The organism is Prauserella oleivorans (genome assembly GCF_042685745.1).
GTDB lineage: Bacteria > Actinomycetota > Actinomycetes > Mycobacteriales > Pseudonocardiaceae > Prauserella_A > Prauserella_A oleivorans.
Map to the genome: position 1 here is coordinate 1656292 of NZ_JBHUNT010000001.1, position 26820 is coordinate 1683111.

Here is a 26820-nt window from a genome sequence, read left to right on the forward strand (position 1 = left end):
CTCAGTCTTTCACGCCCGCCAGCCGGATTCGTCCACGCCGCCGGGTACTGGGGCGGCCGGGTCGTAGGGGGTGCGGGTGAAGATGAAGGTCGCGAGGTCGAGGTAGGCCGGTGTGCCGTCGCTCACGCGGTGCACGGTGAGGGTCTCGCCCGCGTAGTAGCCGTCGAGGCCGAGCCAGCGATCCTCGTCGAGCGGGCGGAACCGGGACGCACGGCCGGCGCCGTTCGCCGGGGTCAGGTCGAGCCAGCCGTCCGGCAGTGCCCGCAGGTGGTAAGGCGTCGGACCCCAATGCCACAGGCCCGTGAGCTCGAGCAGGCCCTCAGCCACGGGGGCGGGACGCCACTCGGCGGGCAGCGGCGGCTCGTAGTCGTCGGCGATGGCGATGAGGTCGGCGGCCACGGACAGGATGCCGATGCCCGAGGTGGTGTTGGCAAAGGCGACCGCGCCGGTCTGGGTGGCCGGGTCGATCAGCGAGCAGGCCAGGAAGCCCGGCATCGATCCCGTGTGCCCTGCGAGCCGCTTGCCGTTCACGCGGACCAGCTGGAGACCGAGGCCGTAGCCGGCGTTCCACGTGTCGCCGTCGTCGATGGTGGCGACCTCGCGCATCTCGGCGACGGTGTCGGGGCTGAGCACGTCCCCCGTGCGGCCGCCGACGAAGGCCGTCCAGCGGGCGAGGTCGTCGACACACGACCACAGCTGCCCTGCGGGTGCCATGGCCCCGGCGTCGTGGGCCGGTTCGGGCAGCAGGACGTCGGCGAACGGGTGCACGGCGTAGCCGGTGGCGTGCCTGCCCTCGGGCCGGTCGGTGGTGCGGTTCATGCCCAGCGGGGTGAGGATCTCGTCGCGCACGGCGTCGAGCCAGGTGGTGCCACGCAGCCGGGCGACGAGCTCGCCGAGCGTGCCGTAGCCGACGTTGGAGTAGTGGAACCGCCTGCCGGGTCGGTGCTTGATCTCCTCGGCGGTGAGGCCGGCGCTCAACTCGGTCCACGAGCCGCCCGGGCTGCGTTCCCACCACGCGCCCGGCGACTCGGAGGTGAGCCCGCTCGTGTGCGAAAGCAGTTGCGCGATGGTCGTGCCCCCGAAGCTGGTGCCGGGCACGTGCTTGTCGAGCGGGTCGCCGAGGTCGAGCTTGCCCTCGTCGCGCAGGCGCATGACGACGGCGGCGACGATCGACTTGGTGATGGAGCCGATGCGGTACTGGGTGGTGCGGTCCGGAGCCGTGTCGCCGACGTATCCGCGCGCGCCCGACCACACGATCTCGCCGTCCCGGACGACCGCCGCGGCCAGCGAGGGCGCGCGGCCCGTCGCCTGCTCGGTGGCGATCCGGCGGAGCAGCACGAGTTCGGTGGTAGGCAGCATGTAGCCCATAGTAGTCAGCGCGTGTCCCTCGAATGGCGGCATCGAGCGCGGCGCAGGTTACTCGTGGGTAGTCTTCCGGTGATCGCCTGGCTAGCATGGCCGAATGTCCACGCGGTGGGTCACGGTCGACGACGGTGTCAGGCTCTCGGTCAGCATCACGGGCCCCGGCGACGCGCCGACGCTGGTGTGCGTGCACGGCTACCCGGACAACTCCTCGTTGTGGGACGGCGTCGTCGCCGAGCTCTCCGGCCGCTTCCGCGTGGTGACCTACGACGTGCGCGGGGCGGGGGCCTCCGACAAGCCCACCGATCCGGCCGCATACCGGCTCGACCGGCTGGCCGCCGACCTCGCCGCCGTGGCCGAGGACGTTTCGCCCGGGCGGCCGGTGCACCTGCTCGCCCACGACTGGGGGTCGATCCAGAGCTGGCACGCGGTCACCGGCGAGTGGTTGCGCGGGCGGGTCGCGTCGTTCACGTCGATCTCCGGACCCTGTCTGGACCACGCCGCGCACTGGTTCCGTAGCGGCCTTCGCAGCCCGCGCCGGTGGCGGGCGGTGCTCCGCCAGGCACTGCACTCGACCTACATCGGCTTCTTCCAGCTGCCGAGGCTGCCCGAGCTGGCGTGGCGCACCGGCGTCGCGGCCAGGGTCGTCCGGCGGACGGAGCCGCACGAGCCCGCGCCGGTGATCTCCGACGCCGTGCACGGGCTGAACCTCTACCGCGCCAACATGCCGAGCCGGCTCGGCGAGCCCGCTGCCCGGTACGCCGACGTGCCGGTGCAGGTGCTCGCGCCGATCGGGGACCCGTTCGTCACGGCGCCGCTGCAGACCGAGATCGCGCGCTGGGTGCCCGACCTGCGTGTGCGCCGGATCGCTGGCGGGCACTGGGTCGTGCGCGAGGCGCCCGCCCGCATCGCCCGGGCCGCGGCCGAGCTCGTCGACCACGTCGAGGGCGGCCCCGAGCCGCGCGCGCTGCGCCGGACGAGGGTCGGCCGCCGGCCCGGCGGCCGGTTCGCCGGAAACCTCGTGGTGGTCACCGGAGCGGGCAGCGGGATCGGCAGGGCCACGGCGCTCGCGTTCGCGGGGGAGGGCGCCGACGTCGTGCTCGCCGACATCGACCCGGCGGCGTGGGAACGGACGGCCGGCGAGATCCGCGCGCGTGGCGCCGTGGCCGCGGGGTACACAGTGGACGTCGGCGACGCGGAGGCGATGGAGAAGTTCGCCGCCTCGGTCGCGGCCGAGCACGGCGTGCCCGACATCGTCGTGAACAACGCGGGCGTCGGCGTCGCGGGGTCCTTTGTGGACACGTCGGTGGCCGACTGGGAGCGGGTCATCGACGTCAACCTGTGGGGCGTGATCCACGGCAGCATGCTCTTCGGCAGGCAGCTCGTGGAGCGGGGCGAGGGCGGCCACGTCGTCAACGTCGCCTCGATGGCGGCCTACCTGCCCAACAGCCTGCTGCCCGCCTACTCGACGACAAAGGCCGCGGTGCTGCAGCTCAGCGAGTGCCTGCGGGTGGAGTTCGCCCGGCAGGGCATCGGCGTGAGCGCCATCTGCCCCGGGTTCGTGCGCACCGCGATCGCGAGCACCACGACGTTCGCCGGGGCCGGCGCCCGCGAGCAGGACGAGCGAAGGCAGCGGTCGGGCCGGATGATCGCGCGGCGGAACTTCGCGCCGGAGAAGGTCGCCGCCGACATCCTGCGTGCGGTGCAACGAGACACCCCGGTGGTGGCGTCCACTCCCGAGGCGAAGGCGACGCTGGCCCTCTCGCGGCTGACTCCTGGCCTGCTCCGGGCCGCCGCCCGCCGCCTCTAGGGCGCGTGTCTGCCGTTCGTGTCGCCGTGTCTGCCGTTCGTGTCGCCGTGTCTGCCGTTCGTGTCGCCGTGTCTGCCGTTCGTGTCGCCGTGTCGGGCGCTCAGGGCTTCGCTCTCGACGGCCCCGGGGCACTCGCGGCCGGCCACCCGATCGCATGTGGACAGCCGGCGGCACCGCGAAGGACGTCGGGCGTCGCTCCCACCGCCCGCGCCCTCAGCGCAGCCGCCGCACCGAGTCCCAGCCCTCCACCTCCTCGGGCCGGCGCGGGCCCGGGCCGACGTAGGCCGCCGACGGCCGCACGAGGCGTCCGGTGCGCTTCTGCTCGAGGATGTGCGCGGCCCAGCCCGCCGTCCGCGCCGAGGTGAACATCGCGGGCATCATGTGCGGCGGCACCTGTGCGAAGTCGAGGATCACGGCAGCCCAGAACTCGACGTTGGTCTCGATCGCCCGGTCCGGGCGGCGCTCGCGCAGCTCGGCCAGCGCCGCCTGCTCCAGCGCGGCGGCGACCTCGTACCGTTCGGCGCCGAGCTCCTGGCAGGTGCGGCGCAGCACGCGTGCCCTCGGGTCCTCGGCGCGATACACCCGGTGACCGAAGCCCATGAGCCGCTCCTTGCGGTCGAGCAGCCGCTTCACGTACGTCCTGGCGTCGCCGGTTCGCTCGACCTCCTCGATCATCGGCAGCACCCGCGCGGGCGCGCCGCCGTGCAGCGGACCCGACATCGCACCGATGGCACCCGACATCGCCGCTGCCACGTCGGCACCGGTGGAGGCGATGACGCGGGCGGTGAACGTGGAGGCGTTGAGGCCGTGCTCGGCGGCCGACACCCAGTAGGCGTCGACGGCCGCCACATGCGCCGGGTCGGGCTCGCCCCGCCAGCGGATCATGAACCGCTCGGGAATGGTGCGCGCCTCGTCGACACGGGACTGCGGCACCGCCGGCACGCCGATGTCCCGGGCGGACTGGGCGACGTAGGACAGCGCCATCACCGACGCCCGAGCCAGCTGGTCGCGGGCCTCGGCGTCGGAGATGTCGAGCAGCGGCCGGTAGCCCCAGATCGGGGCGAGCATGGCGAGCGCGGCCTGGACGTCCACCCGCACGTCGCCGGTGTGCACCGGGATGGGGAACGGCTCGGCGGGCGGCAGGCCGTCGCCGAACCGGCCGTCCACGAGCAGCGCCCAGACATCGCCGAAGCTGACCTTGCCCGCGAGGTCCTCGATGTCGACGCCGCGGTAGCGCAGGGCTCCGCCGTCGCGGTCGGGTTCGGCGATCTCGGTGCGGAAGGCGACCACGCCTTCCAGGCCGGGGCGGAAGCCGTCGTCGGGTCGCTCGGCGGGAGTCGGCTGTGCGGTGAGCGGTGAGTTCACGGGTCCGGACCTTTCGACGCGCGCTGGCAACAGGTCACCTCCGCCGTGCGAGGCCCCTGGAGCGCACGGGTGCCGCGACGCACGGTGCAGTGAGGAAACTGTCCTCCTCACGGGCTCGCGTATCAATCAAAAGAACAGGTGGTTTCGGTCACGGTTCCGAGAACGATTCAGTGAGCAACGTCGTTTTGACGTAAATCCTGTGTTTCGTGGAGCCGTCCGCACCGGGGCGCGGTGATAGACAGTCGCCATGCATCTGAGCCCACAGGAACGGGACAAGCTGCTCGTTCACGTCGCCGCCGATGTGGCACGGCGACGGCTGGAGCGCGGTCTGCGGCTCAACTACCCGGAGGCGGTCGCCCTCATCACCGACCACGTGGTGGAGGGTGCGCGCGACGGTCGCAACGTCAGCGAGCTCATGTCGTCCGGCCGGGAGGTGCTGTCCCGCGAGCAAGTGCTCGACGGAGTGCCGGAGATGCTCGACTCCGTTCAGATCGAGGCCACCTTCCCCGACGGCACCAAGCTCGTCACCGTCCACGACCCGATCGTGTGATCGGGGTCCGTTTGTCCGGCAGAAACGGTAGGTGAGCCGTGCGACCAGGAGAGATCATTCCGGCACCGGATCCGGTGGAGCTCAACCCGGGCCGGGAGCGCACGCGGTTGCTCGTGCGCAATACCGGCGACCGGCCCGTCCAGGTGGGCTCGCACTTCCACTTCGCCGAGGTGAACGCCGGACTCGCCTTCGATCGCGCCGCCGCGGAGGGCAAGCGGCTCGACATCCCCGCGGGCACGGCCGTGCGCTTCGAGCCGGGTGTCGAGCGGGAGGTCGAGCTGGTGCCGCTCGCCGGCCGCCGGGTGGTTCCGGGCCTGCAACGGAGGAACGCATGATCGACGATCGCGTAGCCCTGAGCGTGCGGTCCGACCGGGTGCGGGTGTCCCGCGAGACACGGAGGAACGCATGATCGACGGTCGCGTAGCCCTGAGCGTGCGGTCCGACCGGGTGCGGGTGTCCCGCGAGACACGGAGGAACGCATGAGCGAGCTGAACCGGGACCGATACGCCGAGCTCTTCGGCCCGACCGTCGGCGATCGCATCCGGCTCGCCGACACCGACCTCCTCATCGAGGTCACCGAGGACCGCAGCATGGGCGCGGGCTCCGGGGACGAGGTGCTGTTCGGCGGCGGCAAGGTGATCCGCGAGTCGATGGGCCAGGGGATGGCCACGCGAGCGGAGGGCGCGCCGGACCTGGTCATCACGGGCGTGGTGATCCTCGACCACTGGGGCATCGTCAAGGCCGACGTCGGGGTGCGGGACGGACGCATCGTCGGTATCGGCAAGGCGGGCAACCCGGACACGATGGACGGTGTCGACCCGGCGCTCGTGATCGGCCCGTCCACCGAGGTGCTCGCGGGCAACGGCAGGATCCTCACCGCGGGCGGCATCGACTGCCACGTCCACTTCATCTGCCCGCAGCTCACCGAGACGGCACTCGCGTCCGGGCTGACCACGCTCATCGGAGGCGGCACCGGCCCGGCCGAGGGCAGCAAGGCCACCACGGTCACTCCGGGTGCGTGGAACCTGGGCCGGATGTTGCAGGCCATGGACGACCAGCCGGTGAACGTGCTGCTGCTGGGCAAGGGCAATACGGTGCGCACCGAGGCGCTGCACGAGCAGCTCGCCGCGGGCGCGGGCGGGTTCAAGCTGCACGAGGACTGGGGCACCACACCGGCCGCGATCGACGCGTGCCTGTCGGTGGCCGACGAATCCGGTGTGCAGGTGGCGATCCACACCGACACGCTCAACGAGGCGGGATTCGTCGAGTCGACCATCGACGCGATCGGTGGCCGGTCGATCAACGCCTACCACACCGAGGGTGCCGGTGGCGGACACGCGCCGGACATCATCACGGTGGCCGGGCTGCCCAACGTGCTGCCGTCGTCCACCAACCCGACGCGCCCGCACACGGTCAACACCGTCGACGAGCACCTCGACATGCTCATCGTGTGCCACCACCTCAACCCGTCGGTGCCGGAGGACCTGGCGTTCGCGGAGAGCCGCATCCGGCCGAGCACGATCGCGGCCGAGGACGTGCTCCACGACCTCGGCGCGATCTCGATGATCGGATCCGACTCGCAGGCGATGGGCCGTATCGGTGAGGTCGTGATCCGGACGTGGCAGACGGCGCACGCCATGAAGCGCAGGCGTGGCGCGCTCCCGGGCGACGGCGCGGCCGACAACCTGCGCGCCCGCCGCTACGTCGCGAAGTACACGATCAACCCGGCGATCGCGCACGGACTCGAGCGGGAGATCGGTTCGGTGGAGGTGGGCAAGCTCGCCGATCTGGTGCTGTGGGAGCCGAAGTTCTTCGGCGTCCGCCCGCATGTCGTGCTCAAGGGCGGGTTCATCGCCTGGGGCGCGATGGGTGACGCCAATGCATCCATCCCCACCCCGCAGCCGTATCTGGCACGGCCCATGTTCGGCGCGTCGCCCGCCGTGGCGGCCGAGAGCAGTGTCCATTTCGTCGCCGAGTCCGCCGACGCGGACCTGGCCGACCGGCTCCGGCTGCGGCGCAGGCTTGTCCCGCTGGCGAACACCCGCGGCCGCACGAAGGCCGACATGCTCCTCAACGACGCGACACCGCGCATCGACGTGGACCCGGACAGCTTCGCCGTGCGCGTCGACGGTGAGCTCATCGAGCCGGAGCCGGTGGCCGAACTGCCCATGGCACAACGGTATTTCCTGTTCTGATGGACGCCGTGTCACTGATCCTGGCCGACTCCCGGTTCCCGGGCGGTGGGCATGTCCACTCCGGTGGGCTGGAGGAGGCCGTGGCCCGCCGGCTCATCGGTGGCCTCGCCGACCTGCCGTCCTTCCTCATCGGACGGTTGCGCGTGGCGGGCGAGCTGGCCGCGGTGTTCGCCGCCGCGGCCGCGCACGCCGCGGCCCGGGGCGTCCACCGTGGACACTGGGGCCTGCTCGACGCCGAATTCGACGCGCGCACGCCGTCCGCCGCGCAGCGGGAGGCCTCCCGCGCGCAAGGCCGGGGCACGGCACGCGCGGCGAAGGTCGCGTGGCCGTCGCGGGTGCTCGACGACCTGCTTGCCATCACCCCGCGCCCGCACCACCCCGTGGTGCTCGGCGCGGTCACCGGCATCGCCGGCGGCCGGCCTGCCGACGCTGCCGCCGCCGCGGCCTACCTCGCGGTCAGCGGGCCGGCGAGTGCGGCCGTGCGGCTGCTCGGTCTCGACCCGCTCGCGGTGAACGGAATCGTCGCGAGACTGTCCGGCGCGCTCGACGACGTCGCCGCGCGCGCCGCCACCGTCGCGGGCCTGGACCCGCACGACCTGCCCGCACCCGGTGCCCCGGCGCTCGACCTGCTCGCCGAGGCACACGTGCGGCATCACAAGGAAGAGGTGCGTCTCTTTGCCAGCTGAACACCACGGACACGGCCATGACCACGGACACGGCCACGGACACGGCCACGTGCACCCGGTGAACTTCGATCCCACCGTGGCCGAGCCCGATCACTACGACCCCGAGCCGCAGCACGGCCGGGCCTACCGGATCGGCATCGGCGGTCCGGTCGGCAGCGGCAAGACCGCGCTGACCGCCGCGTTGTGCCGGGCGCTCGGCTCCGAGCTGAACCTCGCCGTGGTCACCAACGACATCTACACGACCGAGGACGCCGACTTCCTGCGCAAGGCGGGCGTGCTCGACCCGGACCGCATCGAGGCCGTGCAGACCGGAGCGTGCCCGCACACGGCGATCCGGGACGACATCACGGCCAACCTCGATGCCGTCGAGCAGCTCGAGGAGCGGTTCCCCGGGCTCGACCTCGTCATCATCGAAAGTGGCGGCGACAACCTGACCGCCGTGTTCAGCCGGGGCCTGGTGGACAGCCAGGTGTTCGTGGTGGACGTCGCGGGCGGCGACAAGGTGCCGCGCAAGGGCGGCCCCGGTGTCACCACGGCCGACCTGCTGGTCATCAACAAGATCGACATCGCCCACCTCGTCGGTGCCGACATGGACGTGATGACCTCCGACGCCCACCGAATGCGCGGCGAGCTGCCGGTGATCACGCAGTCGCTGGTCGAGACCCCGAACGCGCCCGCGGTCGCCGACTGGGTGCGTTCGCTGCTCCCGGCCAGAGCGGCTTGAAGGCCCACGCCCGGCTGACCGCCGAGCTCGACCCGGCCACCGGCCGCACGGTGCTGCGTGAGCTGCGGTCGATGGCGCCGTTGACGCTGTTCCCGAAACGCGGTGGCACGGCGGCGTTCGTGCATCTGGTGAACTCGGCCACCGCGCCGCTGGGCGGCGACGAGCTGACGATCACCGTGCGGGTCGGTCCCGGCGCGAGGCTGTGCGTCTCCGGCGTCGCGGCGACGCTCGCGCTGCCGGGCCAGCACGGCGAGCCCAGCGCGGCGGCCGTGCACGTGGAGATCGCCGAGGGCGGGTTGCTGGAGTATCTGCCCGAGCCGACGGTCGTCACCTCCCGCGCCCGGCACCACGCGAGCCTCACGGCCGTGCTCGAGCCGGGCGCCCGCCTGCGGACGCGCGAAATGCTCGTGCTCGGCCGCGACGGGGAGCGACCCGGGAGGCTGACCACGGCGACCCACGTCACGCGCGCCGGCGTGCCGCTGCTGCGGCAGGAGCTGACCGTGGGCGATCCCGTGCTGGACCCCAGTCCCGCGTATCTCGCCGGCCGCCGGGTGCTGGGTACCGAGGTGCTCGTCGGCGCCGAGGACGGCGCCGTGCAGCCCGCGTCGGGGCAGTGGTGGTCGCTGACGCCCCTCGCCGCGGGCGGCGCCCTCGCCACGGCGCTCGCTGCCGACGCGGTGACGGCCGCCTCCGATCTCGACGAGGCGCGGCGCCACTATCCGGCGTGGTGCTGACGGTGGCACGATCCAGTGGCACCCGTCACGGAGGGAAAGGTTTCGCGTAGCCGTGCCAAGCCCTAACGTCGCGTGGAGGCGGGGTGAAGCCCCACAAGGGCGGAGGTTGGCATGCCGGAACTTGGTGAGGTGGACAACGGGGTGGCGGCGAGCTCGGACGTGACGGTCCGGCTGCCCAACATGCGCGTCTCCTACGACGGCGAGGCCTTCGACGAGACGTCGCTCGCCCCGACGTGGACCGAGCAGCTGCAGCTGTGGCTCGACCAGGCCGTCGCCGCGGGCCTGCCGGAACCGAACGCGATGGTCCTCGCGACCGCCAACGCCGACGGCGTCCCGTCGTCGCGCACGGTCCTCTGCAAGGGCCTCGACGAGCGCGGCATCGTGTTCTACACCAATTACACCTCGGCCAAGAGCCACGACCTGACCGTGACGCGGTACGCCTCGGTGACGTTCCCCTGGTACCCGCTGCACCGGCAGGTCACCGTGCGCGGCGAGGTCGAGAAGGTGAGCGCGGCCGAGACAGCGGCCTACTGGGCCACCCGGCCGCGCGGCTCGCAGCTCGGCGCGTGGGCGTCGCCGCAGTCGCGCCCGGTGGCCGACCGGCGCGCGCTCGACAACGCACTGAAGGCCATCGAGCGCCGGTTCGCCGACGTCGAGGAGATCCCGGTGCCGCCGCACTGGGGTGGCTGGCGCGTGCGGCCGGAGACCGTCGAGTTCTGGCAGGGCAGGCAGGACCGCCTGCACGACCGGCTGCGCTACGTCTGCACCGAGGACGGCTGGCGGGTCGAGCGCGTCGCACCCTGAGCCGCTGCCGCACACCGGCGCGGTCCGGTCTCCGGCCGAGCGGCTCGATACCGCCTGTCCGCGTCGGCCCGGATCGTTAGCTGCCGTAAGCTAACCGTTCGTGGGTGATCGGGCAGGGTCGGCGCCACCCAAGGGCGTCCGGAGGGTGCTCGGCTCCATCGTCGTCGACGGCCGCCCGTTGCGGATCCCCGCGTTCCGCAGGCTCTGGGTCAGCTCGCTCGTCACGGCCGTCGGCAGCCAGCTCACCGCGGTCGCCGTGCCCAAGCAGGTCTACGACATCACCGGATCGTCCGGCTACGTCGGGCTGACCGGTGCGTTCGGCCTCGTCCCGCTGCTCGTGTTCGGCATCTGGGGCGGCGCGATCGCCGACACCGTCGACCGCCGCAAGCTGCTGTTCGTCACCAACATCGGCATCGCCGTGACGGCGGGGCTGCTGTGGGCGCAGGCTTTTCTCGACATCGGCTCGGTCTGGCTCGTGCTGGGGCTGCTCGCCGTCAACCAGGCGTTCTTCGCGGTCAACATGCCGACCCGGCAGGCCGTCGTCGCCCGGGTCGTCCCCGAGCGGCTGCTGCCCTCGGCGTCCGCGCTCACCGGCACCATGACCACGTTCGGTGCCGTGTTCGGCCCGCTGGCGGCCGGCGCGTTGCTGCCGGTGGTCGGGTTGGCCGCGCTGTACCTCGTCGACACGCTCGCCCTCGCGGTCGTGGTGTGGGCGGTGTGGCGCCTGCCGCCGCTGCCTCCGCTGTCCGGCCAGGTGCGCCGGGCGGGGCTGCGCGATGTCGTCGACGGCTTCCGGTACCTGGCGACGCAGAAGATCCTGCTCGCGTCGTTCGTGGTCGACATCATCGCGATGGTGGCGGGCATGCCGCGCGCGTTGTTCCCGGAGATGGCCGAGCGGACCTTCGGTGACCCGCCGGGCGGCGGCCTCGCGCTCGGCTGGCTGTACGCCGCCATCCCGGCGGGCGCGATGCTGCTCTCGCTCACCTCGGGCTGGGTGAGCCGTGTGAGCAGGCAGGGCGTCGCCGTGGTCGTGGCGATCGGCGTCTGGGGGCTCGCGGTGGCCGGGTTCGGGCTGTCGTCCTCGCTGTGGCTCGCCGTGGTGTGCCTCGCCGTCGCGGGCGCCGCCGACATGGTCAGCGCCATTTACCGGATGGCGATCCTGCAGACCGCCGCGACCGACGAGATGCGCGGGCGCACGCAGGGCGTGTTCACCGTGGTCGTCGCGGGAGGCCCGCGGGTCGCCGACCTCACCCACGGCTGGGCGGCCGCCGGCGTGGGCACGGCCGCCGCCGCCACGGGCGGTGGTGTGCTTGTGATCGTGCTCGTCGTGCTGGCGATGGTGCTGCTGCCCGCGTTCTGGCGATACCGTGCTCCCACCGCGGACTGAGGTAGATCCGCCCCTCGTGCACGCCTGACCGGGCGCGTGCGGCACACTCCCCCGCATGGCGGACGCGACAACGACACCGGATCAGACCCCGGGAGGCCAGCCCGCGCTCAAGCGGGTCATGGGCTCGAAGCTGCTGTTGTTCTTTGTCGTCGGTGACATCATCGGGACGGGCGTGTACGCGCTCACCGGCCAGGTCGCGGGCCGGGTCGGTGGCGCGCTGTGGCTGCCGTTCCTGCTGGCGTTCATCGTCGCCTTCATGACGGCGTTCAGCTATCTGGAGCTGGTCGGCAAGTACCCCAAGGCCGCGGGTGCCGCGCTGTACGCCAACCGCGCCTTCCGGATCCGGATACTCACGTTCCTGGTCGCCTTCGCGGTGATGTGCTCGGGCATCACGTCGGCGTCGTCGGCGGCGGTCGCGTTCGGCGACACCTACCTCGCCGAGTTCATCACCGCGCCGATGCCGCTGGTCGCGATTCTGTTCATCGTCCTGCTCGGTGCCATCAACTTCCGCGGCGTGCGCGAGTCGGTGACCACCAACGTGGTGCTCACCTGCATCGAGATCGCCGGTCTGCTCATCATCATCGGCGTCGGTGTGTGGGCCGTGCTCAACGGCAACGGCGAACCCGAACGGCTCGTGGAGTTCAACACCGCCGACCAGACGTGGCTCGTGGCCATCACGTCGGCGACGTCGCTGGCGTTCTTCGCGATGGTGGGCTTCGAGGACTCGGTCAACATGGCCGAGGAGACCAAGGATCCGGCGCGCGTGTTCCCGAAGGCGATGCTGTGGGGCATGGTCGTCGCCGCGACCATCTACATCCTGGTGTCGGTCACCTCGTCGCTGCTCGTGCCCGCGAACGAACTGGAGGCCGCCGAGAGCAGCGCGCTGCTCAAGGTGATCGACGTCGGCGCGCCGGGCATGCCGAGGGAGATCTTCTCCGCGATCGGCCTGTTCGCGGTCATCAACTCCGCCCTCATCAACATGCTCATGGCCAGCAGGCTTCTCTACGGCATGGCCGACGAGCGGATCATCCCGAAGGTGTTCGGCACGGTGCACCCGTTCCGCCGGAGCCCGTGGGTGGCGATCGTGTTCACCAGCGCCCTGGCGATGGTCCTGGTCTCTACTGTGGACATCAGCGTGCTCGGCGGCACCACCGCGCTGCTGCTGCTCGTGGTGTTCGCGGTCGTCAACGTCGCGGTGCTGGTGCTGCGCAGGGAGACGGTGTCGCACCAGCACTTCCGCGCCCCGACGGTGATCCCGGTCCTCGCCGCGATCTTCTGTGTGTACCTGGCGAGCCCGCTGTCGGGACGCCCCGCACGCGACTACGTGGTCGCGCTGATCCTGCTCGGCGTGGGCCTGCTGCTGTGGGCGATCAACTGGCTCGCCATGCGGGCGACGCACCAGCAGCGCGAGGAGCCGTCGGACACCTCGGTGCAGTGACCGGCCCGGCGCAGTAGGTTCTCCCGCATGGGGAATCCGACCGGGGAACAGTTCGAGCTCCTGCGCGGCGACGCACGCGCGGTGGTCACCGAGATCGGCGCGGGCCTGCGGGCGTTCGAGGTCGGCGGGGTGCCCTACCTCGAGACGTTCGCGGCCGGCGCCGAGCCGCCCAAGGGGGCCGGGCAGGTGCTCGTCCCGTGGCCCAACCGCACCAAGGGCGCGCGATGGACGTTCGACGGAAAGCCGCAGGAGCTGGCGGTCACCGAGCCCGCACGCGGCAACGCCATCCACGGCCTGGTGCGACGCAAGGAGTGGCAGCTCCTCGAACACGCCGAGTCGTCGATCACGCTCGCCTGCGACATCGACGGCGAGCCGGGCTGGCCCGTGCCGCTGCGGACCGGCATCGTCTACGATCTCGCCCCGCGCGAGCTCACCGTCACGCACACCGTCAGCAACGAGGGCGAGCAGGCGATCGGCGTCGGTGTCGGCACGCACCCGTACTTCCGCATCGGGGACGTGCCGACCGACGAGCTCACCCTCACGCTGCCCGCCACCCGCGTGCGGCCCTACGACGAGAGCAGGCAGCTGCCGTTCGGCGAGGAACGCGACGTCGAGGGCACCGACTACGACCTGCGTGGCGGCCGGATCGTCGGCGGCCTCGACCTGGACACCGCGTTCACCGGTCTCGTGCCCGGTGAGGACGGCCGCCACCACGTCCTCCTGCAGCACGGCGAGACGACCCTCGACGTGTGGACCGACCCGGACTTCCGCTGGGCGCAGGTGTTCACCCCGTCCGACCTCACCGGGCGCGGCCGCGCGATCGCGATCGAGCCGATGACGTGCCCCGCCGACGCGCTCAATTCGGGCACCGACCTCATCACGCTCGAACCGGGCGAGACATGGCGAGGTTCCTGGGGAATCCGCGTGCGCGGTTCGTTAGCGTGACAAACCATGGTTAGCGCAATCACCGGCGGCTACGTGGTCCCCGTCGACGGCGATCCGATCGACGGCGGCACGGTACTGATGGACGGCGGCACGATCGTCGCCGTGGGCCGGGACGCGGACGTCGACATCCCCGATGGAGCCGAGCTCATCGACGCGTCCGGCGCCTGGGTCCTGCCCGGCTTCATCGACGCACACGCCCACCTCGGCGTGCACGAGGAAGGCGAGGGCTGGTCCGGCAACGACACCAACGAGATGACCGACCCGAACGGGGCGCGCTTTCGCGCGATCGACGGCATCGACCCCTACGAGGTCGGCTTCGACGACGCGCTCTCCGGCGGCGTCACGAGCGTGGTCGTCAAACCCGGGTCCGGCAACCCGATCGGCGGCCAGACCGTCGGCGTCAAGACGTGGGGCCGGACCGTTGTCGACATGCTCTTCGCCGAGTCGGTGAGCGTCAAGAGCGCACTCGGCGAGAACCCCAAGCGGGTCTACGGCGAGAAGGACAAGACGCCCGCCACCCGGCTCGGGGTCGCGGCGACGCTGCGCGAGGCGTTCACCGAGGCCCGCAACTACGCGGCGCGGCGCCAGCACGCCCGTGCGGAGGGCAAGCCGTTCGACGTGGATCTGACCCTGGAGACGCTCTGCAAGGTCCTCGACGGCGAGCTCTACTGGGACCAGCACACCCACCGCGCCGACGACATCGTCACGGCGGTGCGGCTGGCCGAGGAGTTCGGCTACAAGCTCGTGGTCAACCACGGCACCGAGGGTCACCTCATCGCCGACTTCCTCGCCGAGCGCGACATCCCGGTGATCCTGGGCCCGTTGTTCACGTCACGCTCGAAGGTCGAGCTGCGGCACCGGACGATGCGTGCGGCGGGCATCCTCGCCCGCGCCGGCGTGCGGCTCGCCATCACCACCGACCACCCCGTGGTGCCGATCAACTTCCTCGTCTACCAGGCCGCCCTGGCGGTGAAGGACGGGCTCGATCCGGAGACGGCGCTGCGCGCGCTCACCGTCAACCCCGCGGCGATCCTGGGGCTCGACGACCGCGTGGGCGCGCTCAAGCCCGGTCTGGACGCCGACGTGGTCATCTGGTCCGGCGACCCGCTCGATGTCATGAACCGCGCGATGCGCGTGTTCGTCCGTGGCCGCGAGGTGTACCACTTCGACGAGGGTCGCGGCGAGGGTGTGGTCGCGGACCGGCGTTACCGCGAGTGAGCCGGCCGGGCGAGAGCGCACGCCGCGTTCTCGCCCGGTTCTCGCTCACGCCCTGCGCAGTTCCCGGGCGATCACCATGCGCTGGATCTGGTTGGTGCCCTCGAAGATCTGCGGCACCTTGGCCTCGCGCATGTACCGCTCGACGGGGAAGTCGCGCGTGTAGCCGGCACCACCCAGTACCTGGACGGCGTCGGTGGTCACCTTCATCGCGGCGTCGGTCGCGACGAGCTTGGCCACCGACGCCTGCCGCTGGAACGGCAGGCCGCGGTCGCGCCTGCGGGCGGCGTCGAGGTAGGTCGCGCGCGCCGAGTCCACGGCGGCCGCCATGTCGGCGAGCATGAACTCCAGGCCCTGAAAGTCGATGATGGGCCTGCCGAATTGCGTGCGGCCCTTGGCGTACTCCACTGCCTCGTCGAGCGCGGCCTGCGCGAGCCCGACCGAGCACGCGGCGATGCCCAGCCTGCCCGAGGCCAGCGACGCCAACGCGATCCTGAGGCCCTCGCCTTCGCTGCCGATGAGCCGGTCGGCGCCGACCCGCGCGTCGGTGAAGATCATCTGCGCCGTGGTGGAGCCGGTGAGGCCCATCTTGCGCTCCGGCGGTGCCGCGGAGAGGCCGGGTGTCGAGCCGTCCACCAGCAGGCAGCTGATGCCCTTGCCGCCGTCGTCGGACGTGCGCACCATCGTCGTGTAGAAGTCGGCCTGGCCGCCGTGGGTGATCCAAGCCTTGGTGCCGTTGACGACGTAGCCGTCGCCCTCCCGGCGGGCGCGAGTGGACAGTGCCGCGGCGTCGGATCCGGCGTGCGGCTCCGACAGGGCGTAGGCGCCGAGCAGGTCGCCGCCGAGCATCCCGGGCAGCCACCGGTCCTGCTGCTCCGGCGTGCCGTGATGGACCAGCGCGAAGCACGACATCGTGTGCACGGAGAGCCCCACGCCCACCGACATCCACGCCGAGGCGACCTCCTCCAGCACCTGCAGGTAGACCTCGTACGGCACGTCGCCACCGCCCCAGCGTTCCGGATAGGGCAGGCCGAGCAGGCCGGACTTGCCGAGCAGCCGGAACTGCTCCCGGGGGAAGCGCTCGGCCTCCTCGTACTCCGCGGCCAGCGGGGCGAGTTCCTCGCGGGCGAGCTCTCGGGCGAGCGCGAGCAGGTCCTCGGATTCGGTGTCGGGCAGCAGGCGTTGCGCAGGCATCGGTGTCTCCGTCGTCGTGCCGCGTCGGCGTGTACTGATACTGTCAGCAGTACTGTAGTGGCATCGCGAGTACTCGCATAGGGTCAGGGAATGGCTCGGAACCAGCTTCGGCACCACAGGCAGCTCACCGCGCGGCAGCGCGCCCTGCTCGGTGAACTGGAGGAGCTGTTTCTCGCCGAGGGCTTCCTCGACTTCACCCTCGACGACCTCGCCACCCGCCTGCGGTGTTCCAAGTCGACGCTGTACGCGCTGGCGTCAAGCAAGGAGCAGCTCGCCGTCAAGGTCGTGGCGCACTTCTTCAAGGGCGCGGCGGAGCGGATCGAGCAGCGGGTGGAGAGCGCCGCCGACGCCCGGGCCATGATCGAGACGTACCTGGCCGGCGTGGCGGAGGAGCTCAAACGAGCCTCCGAGCGGTTCATGGCCGACATCGCCGCCTTCGAACCCGCCCGGGCGGCCTACGAGCTCAACTCGCAGGCGGCCGCCGAGCGGATCCGGACGTTCATCGCCAAGGGCGCCGCCGACGGGATCTTCCGGGACGTGCACGCCTCCCTCGTCGCCGAGCTGGCCGCGGTGCTCATCGGGGCGATCCAGACCGGTGTGGTCCGCGGGCGCACCGGTGTCTCCGACGCCGAGGCCTTCGCTGCGCTGTCGGATCTCCTTCTGGGAGGGCTCCAGCGCCGCGAAGCGGCTCGTTGAGCGGGCCCCGTGGAGGCGCCGCGAGGCGGCCCCGGCGGGGCGTGGGCGAGTAGCATCGCGGCGTGATTGTCTCCGGTGGCGAAGCTCTCGTCGATCTCGTTCCCGCGGAGTCCGGTATGGACTTGCTGGCTCCCCGGCTCGGTGGTGGACCGTACAATGTGGCGCTCGCAGCGGCCCGGCTCGGTGTGCCGACGGCGTTTCTGTCGCGCATCTCGACCGACCGGTTCGGCCAGGCGCTTGTCGACCGGCTCAAGGCATCCACTGTGGACACCTCGCTGGTGCAGCGCGGACCCGAGCCGACGACGCTCGCCGTCGTGGCGCTCGACGAGCAGGGCAGTGCCGAGTACAGCTTCTACACCGAGGGCACCGCCGACCGGCTCGTCACCGACCCCGGGCCACTGCCGGAGGGCACCCGGGCGCTGTCGCTCGGCACGCTCGGCATGGTGCTGGAGCCCGGCGCGGGCGTCTACGAAACCCTGCTGCACCGGGAGGCCGGGCGCGGCGTGCTCACCGCCCTCGATCCGAATATCCGCGCGGACATGATCCCGGACCCGGCTGCCTACCGTGCCCGGTTCCGCTCGTGGCTACCCAGCGTCCGGCTGCTCAAGGTGTCGGTGGACGACGCCGGATGGCTGGCCGAGGGGGCCCCGGTGGAGGACGCGGCCAGGGCCTGGCTCGACGCGGGCGTCCAGGCCGTCGTGGTGACGAAGGGCGGCGACGGGCTGTCCGTGCTGACGGCCGACGGCGAGGTCGCGAGCGGTCCCACGGTCGAGGTGGACGTCGTCGACACGATCGGTGCCGGCGACACCGTGCAGGGTGCCCTGCTGGCGTGGCTGGTGCAGCAGGACGTGCGCGACCTGCCGCAGCTGGAGCCCGCGGATTGGCAGCAGGCGCTCGGCTACGCCGCCCGGGCGGCCGCCGTGACCGTGTCGCGCAGCGGCGCCGAGCCGCCCACGGCCGAGGAGCTCGCCCGGTTCCGGTAACCGTGGTGAGGGCTGCGTCACCTGCTCGGTTACGGATACCGCTGGGAGCGTGTGAACCTGATCGCAAACGAATAGCTGTGGGTAACACCACGGCTGCGAACAAGGGCCCTTCTGGACTAGCGTAAGGAGGCATTCATACCCCAGCGGGGCGGTGTGCGACGAGGCTCAAGGGCTTCTCGCGTACGTACGCGGTGACCAGCGCAACCTGCGGTCACCACCGGCCCGTGTGACCGTGAGAGGCATGTGCATGTCCGACGCGACTGCGGCGCAGTCCGGGGGCGAGAACGTCGTGCTCCGCCTTCCCAATGGCGAGCACGAGTTGAAGGTCGTCCGCGCCGTCGAGGGCGCCCCCGGCATCGAGCTCGGGAAGCTGCTGGCTCAGACCGGCTACATCACCTACGACCCCGGCTTCGTCAACACCGGGGCCGCGTCCTCCGCCATCACCTACATCGATGGCGATCAGGGTGTGCTGCGCTACCGGGGTTACCCGATCGAGCAGCTTGCTCAGCATTCGACCTTCCTCGAGGTCTCCTACCTGCTGATCTACGGCGAGCTGCCCACCAAGACGCAGCTCGAGGAGTTCACCTCGAAGATCAACCGGCACACGCTGCTGCACGAGGACCTCAAGCGTTTCTTCGACGGCTTCCCTCGTGACGCTCACCCGATGCCGGTGCTGTCCAGTGCCGTCTCGGCGCTGTCCACGTTCTACCAGGACTCGCTCGACCCGTTCGACCAGTCGAACGTCGAGCTGTCCACCATCCGGCTGCTGGCGAAGGTCCCCACGATCGCGGCCTACGCCTACAAGAAGTCGATCGGGCAGCCGTTCCTCTACCCGGACAACTCGCTCGGTCTCGTGGAGAACTTCCTCCGCATGACGTTCGGCCTGCCCGCCGAGCCGTACGAGATCGACCCGACCATGGCCAAGGCCCTGGACCTGCTGTTCATCCTGCACGCCGACCACGAGCAGAACTGCTCCACGTCGACCGTGCGGCTCGTCGGCTCCTCGGAGGCGAACCTCTTCGCGAGTATCTCGGCGGGAATCATGGCCCTGTTCGGCCCGCTGCACGGCGGCGCGAACAGCGCCGTGCTGGAGATGCTGGAGGGCATCAAGGCCGACGGCGGCGACGTCGACAAGTTCGTCGAGCGGGTCAAGAACAAGGAGAAGGGTGTCCGCCTGATGGGCTTCGGGCACCGGGTCTACAAGAACTACGACCCACGCGCGAAGATCATCAAGCAGACGGCGGACGAGATCCTGTCCAAGATCGCCGGTGGCGACGAGCTGCTCGACATCGCGAAGCGGCTGGAGGAGCGGGCGCTCTCGGACGACTACTTCGTCGAGCGCAAGCTGTACCCGAACGTCGACTTCTACACCGGCCTGATCTACCGGGCGATGGGTTTCCCGACCAAGTACTTCACCGTGCTGTTCGCGCTGGGTCGCCTGCCCGGGTGGATCGCGCACTGGCGGGAGATGATCTCGGACCCGCAGACGAAGATCGGCCGTCCGCGGCAGATCTACACCGGCGAGAAGCAGCGCGACTACAAGCCGATCTCGGAGCGCTGACTCACCGCGATAGTCCGCGACGACAGGCCATCGTCCCCGACCGGGACGGTGGCCTTCGTCGCGTCGGGGCCGGGGTCAGATCGGCGGCTTGCGGATCACGGCCGCCAGGTGCAGGTCGCCTGCGGCGGCCGGCCTCGGCTCCGTCGTGGACGACCGACTGCGGTCTCGCCCTCGCCCGACCTGGTCAGCCCCGGAGCGCGGTTTTGAGGCTCACCCGGCTGCCGGTGTGCAGGATGGCGGTCTGGTACACCCGGCCGCCCAGCCAGGTCAGCGCGGCGATGGCGGCCAGTGTCAGCGCCAGGGCCGCCGCGACCTCGGCCGCGCCCACGGAGCCGGTGGCGATCATGCTCGGCATGAGGATCGGCGAGAGCGGCGGCAGCAGCGCGAGCACGGTCGCGAGCGTGCTGTCCGGCTGCTGGAGCACGGTCACCCCGGCGATGAACCCCACCATCAGCACCATCGTGATCGGTGTCAGCACGGTCTGCGCGTCCTCCTGCCGCGACACCAGTGAGCCGGCGGCCGCGAACACCGTCGCGTAGAGGAAGAAGCCCAGCAGGTACCACAGCACGCCCCAGAGCAGGACGTTCGTGGCCACACCCGGCACCGTCAGTACGCCCGTCGCGGTCGCCATGGCCAGCCCGGCTCCGCCGAGGATGACCAGCTGCACCAGGCCGACGAGGCCGAGCCCGAGCACCTTGCCGAGCAGCAGGTGCCACGGCCGCACGGTGGACAGCAGGATCTCCACCACCCGGCTCGACTTCTCCTCCACGACACCCTGCGCCACCGTCGAGCCGTAGGCGGTGATGCCCAGGTAGAGCAGGAACATCATCACCAGGCCCACGACGAGGCGCTGCCCGCGATCGGGGTCCGGCGTCTCCAGCGTCGACACCGCCACCCGCGCGGCGCCCACGTCACGCATCACCTCGGCCGGGTTCTCGCCCGCCTGCGCGAGCTTGGCGTTGAGCACCTCCTGCTGCGAGATCCCGGTCAGCAGGGCGTTCAGCGGGCGGTCCAGGTCGGACTTGACGAGCACCGACAGGTTGGCGGGGCTGCCGGACACGAGCACGTCCAGCTCGCCCGCGTGCACCTGTTCGCGCCCCTGACCGGCATCGGCGACGCGCCGCAGGTCGAGGTCGACGCCTGCCTGCCGGGCGGCGTTGCCGAGCTGCTCGGAGATGGCCGACGCCTGACCGGTGAGGCCGACCGAGGTGCGGTCGGCGGCGTTGACGACCTTCGCCTGGAGGACCAGGTAGCCGCCCAGGACCAGCAGGATCACCAGGGTGCCGACGACGAAGCCCCGCGTGCGCAGCCGGGTGTTGAGTTCCCGCTGCGCGACGAGCCGGACCGCGGTGGCCGGCGACACCTGATGGCGCACCCCGTTCACCGGGCGGCTCCTTCCCCGACGGCGCTGCGGAACAGTTCGGTGAGGGACGGGCGGTGACGCGTGAACTCGCGGACCGGCCCGGCGGCGAGTGCGGCCGACAGGACGCTCTGGTCGTCGGTGCCGGGCGCGAGCTCCAGGACCGTGCCGGTGCCGTTGTCGCCGACCACCCGAACCCCGGGCAGGCCTTCCGCCCAGCCGGTCGGCGCACCGGGTACCGACACAGTGAGCCGGGTACCGGCTTCGGCCGTCAGCTCGTCGACCGACCCGCACGCGACGATCCGTCCACTGCGGATGATCCCGACGCGGTCGCACAGCCGCTCGACGAGATCGAGCTGGTGGCTGGAGAACACCACCGGCACCCCCGTGGCCGCCTTGTCGCGCAACACCTGGCTCATCACGTCGACGGCCAGCGGGTCGAGGCCGGAGAACGGCTCGTCGAGCACGAGCACGTCCGGCTCGTGCACCAGCGCCGCTGCGAGCTGCACGCGCTGCTGGTTGCCGAGGGAGAGCTTGTCCACCGGGTCGCCGCGTCGTTCGGCGAGGTCGAGCCGCTCGATCCAGGCCTCCGCGCTGCGATGGGCGTCGTTGGCCGTCATGCCGTGCAACTGCGCCAGGTACACCAGCTGGTCGAGCACCTTCATCTTCGGGTACAGGCCGCGTTCCTCGGGCATGTAACCGATGCGGGTGCGGATCTCGTGACTGATCGGGGTGCCGTCGAAGCGCACCACACCGGAGTCGGCGGCGAGGACACCCAGCACGATCCGCATGGTGGTGGTCTTGCCCGCGCCGTTGCTGCCGACGAAGCCGAACAACTCGCCCGGCCGCACCTCGAACGTCACGTTGTCGAGGGCGACGTTGCCGCCGAACCTCTTGCACACGTGGTCGATGTCCAGCGTGCGCTCGCCCATGGTCTGGTCCCCCTCCCGGGTCGCGGCCGGCGTCTGCCCGCGAGCACGACCCGAGCATACGCAGCCCGGGACGACGCGCGGCTAGGGCGTGTCCTGTAAATGATCTAGCTGCGGATGGGGTTTGATCTTGTCCGTGGTTGGTCGGGGTGAGTTGACGGATCGGGCCTGGGCGCGGATTGAGCCGCTGCTGCCGGCGGTGTCGGGGCCGGGGCGGCGGTGGCGGGATCACCGGCAGGTGATCAATGCGATTCTGTGGAAGCTTCGGACCGGCGCGCCCTGGCGTGATCTGCCCGAACGGTATGGGCCGTGGAAGACCGCCCATGAGCGGCTGCGGTTGTGGACCAAGGACGGTACCTGGCAGCGGATTCTGGACGAGGTGATCGTCAAAGACGACGCTGTCGGGGACGTGGAGTGGGTGATCAGTGTCGATTCCTCGGTGGTCCGGGCTCACCAGCATGCTGCGGGAGCCCGGAAAAAGGGGGCTGCACGCCCGCCATCGAGGCGATCGCGGTCGACGGCGAAGGACTCGGACGTTCCCGCGGCGGATTGAGCACCAAGATCCACCTCGTGGTCGAGGGACGCGGGCTGCCCATGCGGGTTGTGCTCACCCCGGGGCAGGCTGGTGACAATCCACAATTGGTGCCGCTGCTGGACGGGATCCGTGTCGCTCGCACCGGGCCTGGCCGCCCACGCCGCCGTCCCGAGGTGGTGATCGCGGACAAGGCCTATTCGCACCCCTCGACCCGCCACGCCCTGCGACAACGCCGGATCCGGTTCGTCAGCCCCGAACGCGACGACCAAATCGCCCGCCGCGCCGCGCACGGCTCACGGGGCGGACGCCCGCCCGCCTTCGACGCCGAGTTGTACAAGCAGCGCAACGTCGTCGAACGCTGCTTCAACCGGCTCAAACAGTTCCGCGACCTAGCCACCCGCTACGCCAAACGCGCCGCCTACTACCAGGCAGAACTCACCATCGCCGCCATCATCCTCTGGCTACGATGAATTGCAGGACACGACCTAGGCAGTCAGGCGGTTTCGTGCAGGCCACGGGTGGTGCGGTCGACGAGGTCGGCGACCACGTCGCGGGCGGCGTCGGCCTCCTCGGGCACGAGGCCGATCCTGGTCCGCCGGTGCAGCACGTCGTCGGCGTCGAGGGCGCCCTCGTGCCGGACGGCCCAGACCACCTCGGCAGCCGTCACCTCGCAGCCGGGGAACAGCGGGCGGGCGAGCTCGGGATCGACCTCGCCGAGCGCGGCCACCCGCGGTGCCTCCGTGCCGTACTTGCCGATGAGCCGGGCCGGTGCATCCACTGTGGACAGCTGATCCCGGCGGGCGGCGCCCAGCAATGGCAACCGCGCGGTGTGCGCCGCCCCGGCGGGCAGCGACGCCACCCGGACGGCCGTGGTCACCGCGTCCTCGGCCATGCGCCGGTAGGTGGTGAGCTTGCCGCCGACCACGGTGACGACTCCGGTGGTCCCGTCGGTCAGCACGGCGTGCTGCCGGGACAGGTCGGCGGTGTGGCCGTCGGCGGCCAGCAGCGGGCGGAGCCCGGCGAACGCGCCCAGCACGTGCTCGGCGCGCAACTCGGTGTCCAGGACGCTCGAGGCGACCTCCAGCAGGAAGTCCACATCGGACTGCGGAGCGGCGGCGACGTCCTCGGCCTCACCGTCGAGCGGTTCGTCCGTCAGCCCGAGGTAGGCCTTGCCGCCGGGCTGCGGCAGCAGGAGCACGAAGCGGTTGCGCTCTCCCGGCACGGGAACCATCACGGCGGTCTCGGCGAGGCCGGTGCGTTCGGCGTCGAGGACGAGGTGTGTGCCACGCGAGGGACGCAACCGCACCGAGGGCACCAGCCTGCCCGCCCAGACGCCCGTGGCGTTGATGACCTGCCGGGCGTACAGCTCCACGCTGTGCCCGGTCAGCTCGTCGCGGGCCGCCACGCGGTCGGCGTGCAGGCCGGTGGCCGTCAGCCGGGTGAGGACGCGCGCGCCGTGCGCGGCCGCCGTCCGGGCCAGCGTCACGACGAGACGGGCGTCGTCGGTGAGCGCCCCGTCGAACGACAGCAGGCCGCCACGCAGCCCGCTCCGGCGCAGGCCGGGCGCGAGCGCGAGGGCTTCGGCCGCCGGCACCGAACGGGGGCGCGGCAGGAGCCAGGACGGGGTGCCGGCAGCCCGGCGCAGGGCGTCCCCGGCACGCAGGCCGGCCGCGGTGAGCAGGCGGTCGGCGCGGGAGGCCGATTCGTAGGCGGGGAAGAGCTGGGGGAGCTGCCGGGTGAGGTGGGGTGCGGTGCGCGTCATCAGGATGTGCCGCTCGACCGCACTCTCCCTGGCGAGCGCGATGTCGCCGTGGGCGAGGTAGCGCAGGCCACCGTGGACCATCTTGCTCGACCAGCGCGACGTACCGAAGGCGAGGTCGTGGGCCTCGACGAGGGCCACCGACAGCCCACGCGACGCCGCGTCGAGTGCGCAACCCACTCCGGTCACGCCGCCGCCGACGACGATGACGTCGACGCGCTCCCCGGAGGCGAGGGCGTCCAGCTCGCGGGCCCTGCGCCGGGCGGACAGTGAGGCCGTGATCATGGTGCGAGGGCTCCTTCGAGCAGGTGACGGAGTTCGGTGAGCAAGGTGGCGTCGTCGATGCCGGTCGTCGCGGGGCGCCGGGAGAGCACGAACGACTGCAACAGCACCAGCAGGGCGCGTGCCTGCACGGCGGCGTCGCCACGCCGGACGGACCCGTCCCGGTGGCCGTCGGCCACGAGCGCGTGCAGGAACTCCTCCGCGAGGAGCTGCGTCGCGCCGAACCGTTCGGTGATGTAGGGCAGCAACAGGTCGGAGTCGAGGTCGAGCACGGTCCGCAGCAGCGGGTCGGCGGCGAGCGCGCATACACCCGCGACGGCGTGTTCGACCAGCCGGGCCCGGGCGGTGCCGACCCCCGCGGGCACCTCGGCGGCCACCCGGCGCAGGAGCGCGCCGAACTCCCTGGTCATCAGAGCCGCCAGCACACTTCCGACGTCCGGGAAGCGGCGGTACACCGTCATCCGGCTGACGCCCGCGCTGCGCGCGATGCCGGCGAGCGTGGTGCGGCGGACGCCGTCCGCGAGGACGCATCGCCGGGCCGCGTCGAGGAGCGCGTCGTCGGCCACCCGAGCGGGGTGCGGCCGGTCGCGCGTGGCGGCGCCCCGGTTCCCGTCCGCCAGCAGGGTGTGACGTTCCGCCTCCATGTGTCACACTCTAGTCGTGACCGACAGCCTTGACCACCGGCTCCGCGGAGCCTGGACGCCGGAGGGCGCCGACGCCGTCGAGCTCGCGCCGAAAGCCGTGCGCTGGCTGCGCCGGCGCATCGGCGAGACCACGCCGAACGACCCGGTCGCGCCGGACTCGGCCATCGCCGTCGCCCCGTCCCGGATACCCGCGAAGGCGCGTGAGGAACTCGCCGCCATCGTCGGACCCGGCAACCTGCTCGACGACCCTCGCGAGCGCCTCGCGCGCAGCGGCGGCCTGTCCTACCTCGATCTTCTGCGCAGGCGGCACCCCGCCGCGGGGATCGCCGTGCCCGACGCCGTGGTGCTGCCCGCGGACCCGGAGCAGGTCCAGCGGGTGCTCGACGTGTGCGTGAGCCACGACGTCGGTGTGGTGCCGTTCGGCGGCGGTACGTCGGTGGTCGGTGGCGTGACGGCGCTGCGCGGGGACAAGGACTCCGTGCTCGTGCTCGACCTGGAACGGCTGAACCGGCTGGTCTCCGTCGATCCCGTCTCGCGCATCGCCGTGCTGCAGGCGGGCGTGCGGGGCCCGGACGCGGAGCGCATGCTCTCGGTCCACGGGTTCACGCTCGGCCACGTGCCGCAGTCGTTCGAGCGCGCGACGATCGGCGGGTTCGCCGCCACCCGCTCGGCGGGCCAGGCGTCGTCGGGCTACGGCCGCTTCGAGGACATGGTGGCGGGTGTCCGGCTCGCGACGCCGTGCGGTGAGTGGCGCCTGGGCGTCGCCCCCGCCTCGGCGGCCGGGCCTGACCTGCGGCAACTCGCGGTCGGCAGCGAGGGCACGCTCGGCGTCATCACCGAGGTCGCCGTGCGGGTACGGCCACTGCCGGAAACGGAGCGGTTCGAGGCGTTCGCCGTCGACGGCTGGGAACGCGGGACCGCGCTGGTGCGGCACCTCGCGCAGCGCGGCCTGCTCGCCGACGTGACCAGATTGTCCGATGTGGACGAGACGGAGTCCTCGCTCGCACTGGCGGCGGGCTGGAAGACCACGCTGCTGCGCCGGTACCTCCGCGCGCGTGGCGTCGCCGAACCGTGCCTGCTGGTGCTCGGCTGGTACGGCGAGTCCGGCAGGCGGCGGGCCGAGGTGTCGCGCAGCCTGCGCGCGGCCGGGGCGGTCCGGCTCGGAGCGGCTCCCGCGCACGCCTGGCTGCGGGGCCGGTTCGCCGGACCGCGTCAGCGGGACGCGCTGCTCGACCTCGGCGTGTGCGTCGAGACCCTGGAGACGGCAACGCACTGGGCGAGAATCGGCACGCTCTACGACCGCGTGCGCATGGCCCTCCGGGACACGCTCGGCGACCCGCTGGTGCTCTGCCACATTTCGCACGCCTATGAGACCGGGGCGTCGCTGTACTTCACCGTGCTCACGCCACGGGACACCGCCGACCCGATCGGCCAGTGGAAACGCGCGAAGCGGGCGGCGTGTGAGGCCATTGTGGACGATCGACTCGGCACGATCTCCCACCACCACGCCGTGGGCACCGACCACGCGCCGTACCTCGAGGCCGAAGTGGGCCGCATCGGCCTCGACGTGCTGGCCGCCGCGAAACGCGCCGTCGATCCCACCGGCATCCTCAACCCGGGCAAGCTCATCGGCTGACCGCTCGCCGTGTCCGCCGTTGGCGT

At 71.6% G+C, this 26820-nt stretch carries 24 protein-coding genes; 17 read left to right on the forward strand and 7 right to left on the reverse strand.

The window, feature by feature from the left end; translation table 11 throughout:
• Positions 1-9: 9 nt before the first annotated feature.
• Positions 10-1359: a serine hydrolase domain-containing protein gene (locus tag ACFSZT_RS08205; protein ID WP_377388536.1), complete on the reverse strand. Its 1350-nt coding sequence runs from the start codon at positions 1357-1359 to the stop codon at positions 10-12.
• Between the two features lie 103 nt (positions 1360-1462).
• Between ACFSZT_RS08205 and ACFSZT_RS08210 the strand changes: the two genes are divergently transcribed.
• A complete protein-coding gene (locus ACFSZT_RS08210) occupies positions 1463-3172 on the forward strand; it encodes an SDR family oxidoreductase (RefSeq protein ID WP_377388538.1) in 1710 nt (569 codons plus the stop codon).
• Between the two features lie 213 nt (positions 3173-3385).
• Here the strand turns inward: ACFSZT_RS08210 and ACFSZT_RS08215 are convergent, their stop codons facing one another.
• Positions 3386-4537, reverse strand: a complete 1152-nt coding sequence (locus ACFSZT_RS08215) for a citrate synthase 2 (RefSeq protein WP_377388540.1) — start codon at positions 4535-4537, stop codon at positions 3386-3388.
• 247 nt (positions 4538-4784) lie between these two features.
• On the opposite strand from ACFSZT_RS08215, the gene ACFSZT_RS08220 reads away from it, so the two are divergent.
• From ACFSZT_RS08220 to ACFSZT_RS08270, 11 genes are all read left to right on the forward strand, one after another.
• Positions 4785-5087, forward strand: coding sequence for an urease subunit gamma (locus tag ACFSZT_RS08220; protein WP_377388542.1), 303 nt, complete (start codon positions 4785-4787; stop codon positions 5085-5087).
• A 38-nt stretch (positions 5088-5125) separates the two neighbouring features.
• On the forward strand, positions 5126-5422 hold the full coding sequence (locus tag ACFSZT_RS08225) for an urease subunit beta (protein ID WP_377388544.1): 297 nt from the start codon (positions 5126-5128) through the stop codon (positions 5420-5422).
• Positions 5423-5566: 144 nt separating this feature from the next.
• Positions 5567-7282 carry an urease subunit alpha gene (locus tag ACFSZT_RS08230; RefSeq protein ID WP_377388546.1) on the forward strand — a complete coding sequence of 572 codons (1716 nt, stop codon included), beginning with the start codon at positions 5567-5569 and terminating at the stop codon, positions 7280-7282.
• Entirely contained in the window at positions 7282-7968 is a 687-nt protein-coding gene (locus tag ACFSZT_RS08235) for an urease accessory protein UreF (protein WP_377388548.1), read from the forward strand. The genes ACFSZT_RS08230 and ACFSZT_RS08235 overlap by 1 nt, the downstream gene beginning before the upstream one ends.
• Positions 7958-8692, forward strand: a complete 735-nt coding sequence (ureG, locus tag ACFSZT_RS08240; protein ID WP_377388550.1) for an urease accessory protein UreG — start codon at positions 7958-7960, stop codon at positions 8690-8692. Before ACFSZT_RS08235 ends, ureG begins: the two co-directional genes overlap by 11 nt.
• Entirely contained in the window at positions 8689-9426 is a 738-nt protein-coding gene (locus tag ACFSZT_RS08245) for an urease accessory protein UreD (protein ID WP_377388552.1), read from the forward strand. Before ureG ends, ACFSZT_RS08245 begins: the two co-directional genes overlap by 4 nt.
• Before the next feature lie 111 nt (positions 9427-9537).
• Positions 9538-10230: a pyridoxamine 5'-phosphate oxidase gene (pdxH, locus tag ACFSZT_RS08250; protein WP_377388554.1), complete on the forward strand. Its 693-nt coding sequence runs from the start codon at positions 9538-9540 to the stop codon at positions 10228-10230.
• Positions 10231-10330: 100 nt separating this feature from the next.
• Positions 10331-11617: an MFS transporter gene (locus ACFSZT_RS08255; protein WP_377388556.1), complete on the forward strand. Its 1287-nt coding sequence runs from the start codon at positions 10331-10333 to the stop codon at positions 11615-11617.
• A gap of 55 nt (positions 11618-11672) precedes the next feature.
• On the forward strand, positions 11673-13055 hold the full coding sequence (locus tag ACFSZT_RS08260; protein ID WP_377388558.1) for an APC family permease: 1383 nt from the start codon (positions 11673-11675) through the stop codon (positions 13053-13055).
• Between the two features lie 27 nt (positions 13056-13082).
• Positions 13083-14000, forward strand: a complete 918-nt coding sequence (locus tag ACFSZT_RS08265) for an aldose 1-epimerase family protein (protein WP_377388560.1) — start codon at positions 13083-13085, stop codon at positions 13998-14000.
• Positions 14001-14006: 6 nt separating this feature from the next.
• Positions 14007-15218, forward strand: coding sequence for an amidohydrolase (locus ACFSZT_RS08270; RefSeq protein ID WP_377388562.1), 1212 nt, complete (start codon positions 14007-14009; stop codon positions 15216-15218).
• A 45-nt stretch (positions 15219-15263) separates the two neighbouring features.
• Here ACFSZT_RS08270 and ACFSZT_RS08275 read toward each other — a convergent pair whose 3' ends face one another.
• Complete coding sequence (locus ACFSZT_RS08275) at positions 15264-16409, reverse strand: acyl-CoA dehydrogenase family protein (protein WP_377388564.1); 1146 nt, start codon at positions 16407-16409, stop codon at positions 15264-15266.
• Positions 16410-16499: 90 nt separating this feature from the next.
• On the opposite strand from ACFSZT_RS08275, the gene ACFSZT_RS08280 reads away from it, so the two are divergent.
• From ACFSZT_RS08280 to ACFSZT_RS08290, 3 genes are all read left to right on the forward strand, one after another.
• Positions 16500-17105: a TetR/AcrR family transcriptional regulator gene (locus ACFSZT_RS08280; RefSeq protein ID WP_377388566.1), complete on the forward strand. Its 606-nt coding sequence runs from the start codon at positions 16500-16502 to the stop codon at positions 17103-17105.
• 62 nt (positions 17106-17167) lie between these two features.
• Complete coding sequence (locus tag ACFSZT_RS08285; RefSeq protein ID WP_377388568.1) at positions 17168-18088, forward strand: carbohydrate kinase family protein; 921 nt, start codon at positions 17168-17170, stop codon at positions 18086-18088.
• 247 nt (positions 18089-18335) lie between these two features.
• Positions 18336-19649 (forward strand): citrate synthase, encoded by a 1314-nt coding sequence (locus ACFSZT_RS08290; protein WP_377388570.1) that lies wholly within the window; start codon positions 18336-18338, stop codon positions 19647-19649.
• A 184-nt stretch (positions 19650-19833) separates the two neighbouring features.
• Here ACFSZT_RS08290 and ACFSZT_RS08295 read toward each other — a convergent pair whose 3' ends face one another.
• Together ACFSZT_RS08295 and ACFSZT_RS08300 are read right to left on the reverse strand one after the other, a co-directional pair.
• Positions 19834-21024: an ABC transporter permease gene (locus tag ACFSZT_RS08295; RefSeq protein ID WP_377388596.1), complete on the reverse strand. Its 1191-nt coding sequence runs from the start codon at positions 21022-21024 to the stop codon at positions 19834-19836.
• Between the two features lie 5 nt (positions 21025-21029).
• On the reverse strand, positions 21030-21941 hold the full coding sequence (locus ACFSZT_RS08300; protein ID WP_377388572.1) for an ABC transporter ATP-binding protein: 912 nt from the start codon (positions 21939-21941) through the stop codon (positions 21030-21032).
• Positions 21942-22074: 133 nt separating this feature from the next.
• Here ACFSZT_RS08300 and ACFSZT_RS08305 point away from each other — a divergent pair.
• A protein-coding gene (locus tag ACFSZT_RS08305) for an IS5 family transposase (RefSeq protein ID WP_377478175.1) occupies positions 22075-22943 on the forward strand; the annotation gives its coding sequence in 2 pieces (ribosomal slippage) (positions 22075-22440 and positions 22443-22943; 867 coding nt in all).
• Positions 22944-22966: 23 nt separating this feature from the next.
• Here ACFSZT_RS08305 and ACFSZT_RS08310 read toward each other — a convergent pair.
• Together ACFSZT_RS08310 and ACFSZT_RS08315 are read right to left on the reverse strand one after the other, a co-directional pair.
• On the reverse strand, positions 22967-24517 hold the full coding sequence (locus ACFSZT_RS08310; RefSeq protein ID WP_377389876.1) for a glycerol-3-phosphate dehydrogenase/oxidase: 1551 nt from the start codon (positions 24515-24517) through the stop codon (positions 22967-22969).
• On the reverse strand, positions 24514-25158 hold the full coding sequence (locus ACFSZT_RS08315; RefSeq protein WP_377389878.1) for a TetR/AcrR family transcriptional regulator: 645 nt from the start codon (positions 25156-25158) through the stop codon (positions 24514-24516). Before ACFSZT_RS08315 ends, ACFSZT_RS08310 begins: the two co-directional genes overlap by 4 nt.
• Positions 25159-25174: 16 nt before the next feature.
• Here ACFSZT_RS08315 and ACFSZT_RS08320 point away from each other — a divergent pair, with 16 nt between their 5' ends.
• On the forward strand, positions 25175-26794 hold the full coding sequence (locus ACFSZT_RS08320; protein WP_377389880.1) for an FAD-binding oxidoreductase: 1620 nt from the start codon (positions 25175-25177) through the stop codon (positions 26792-26794).
• Positions 26795-26820 lie beyond the last annotated feature (26 nt).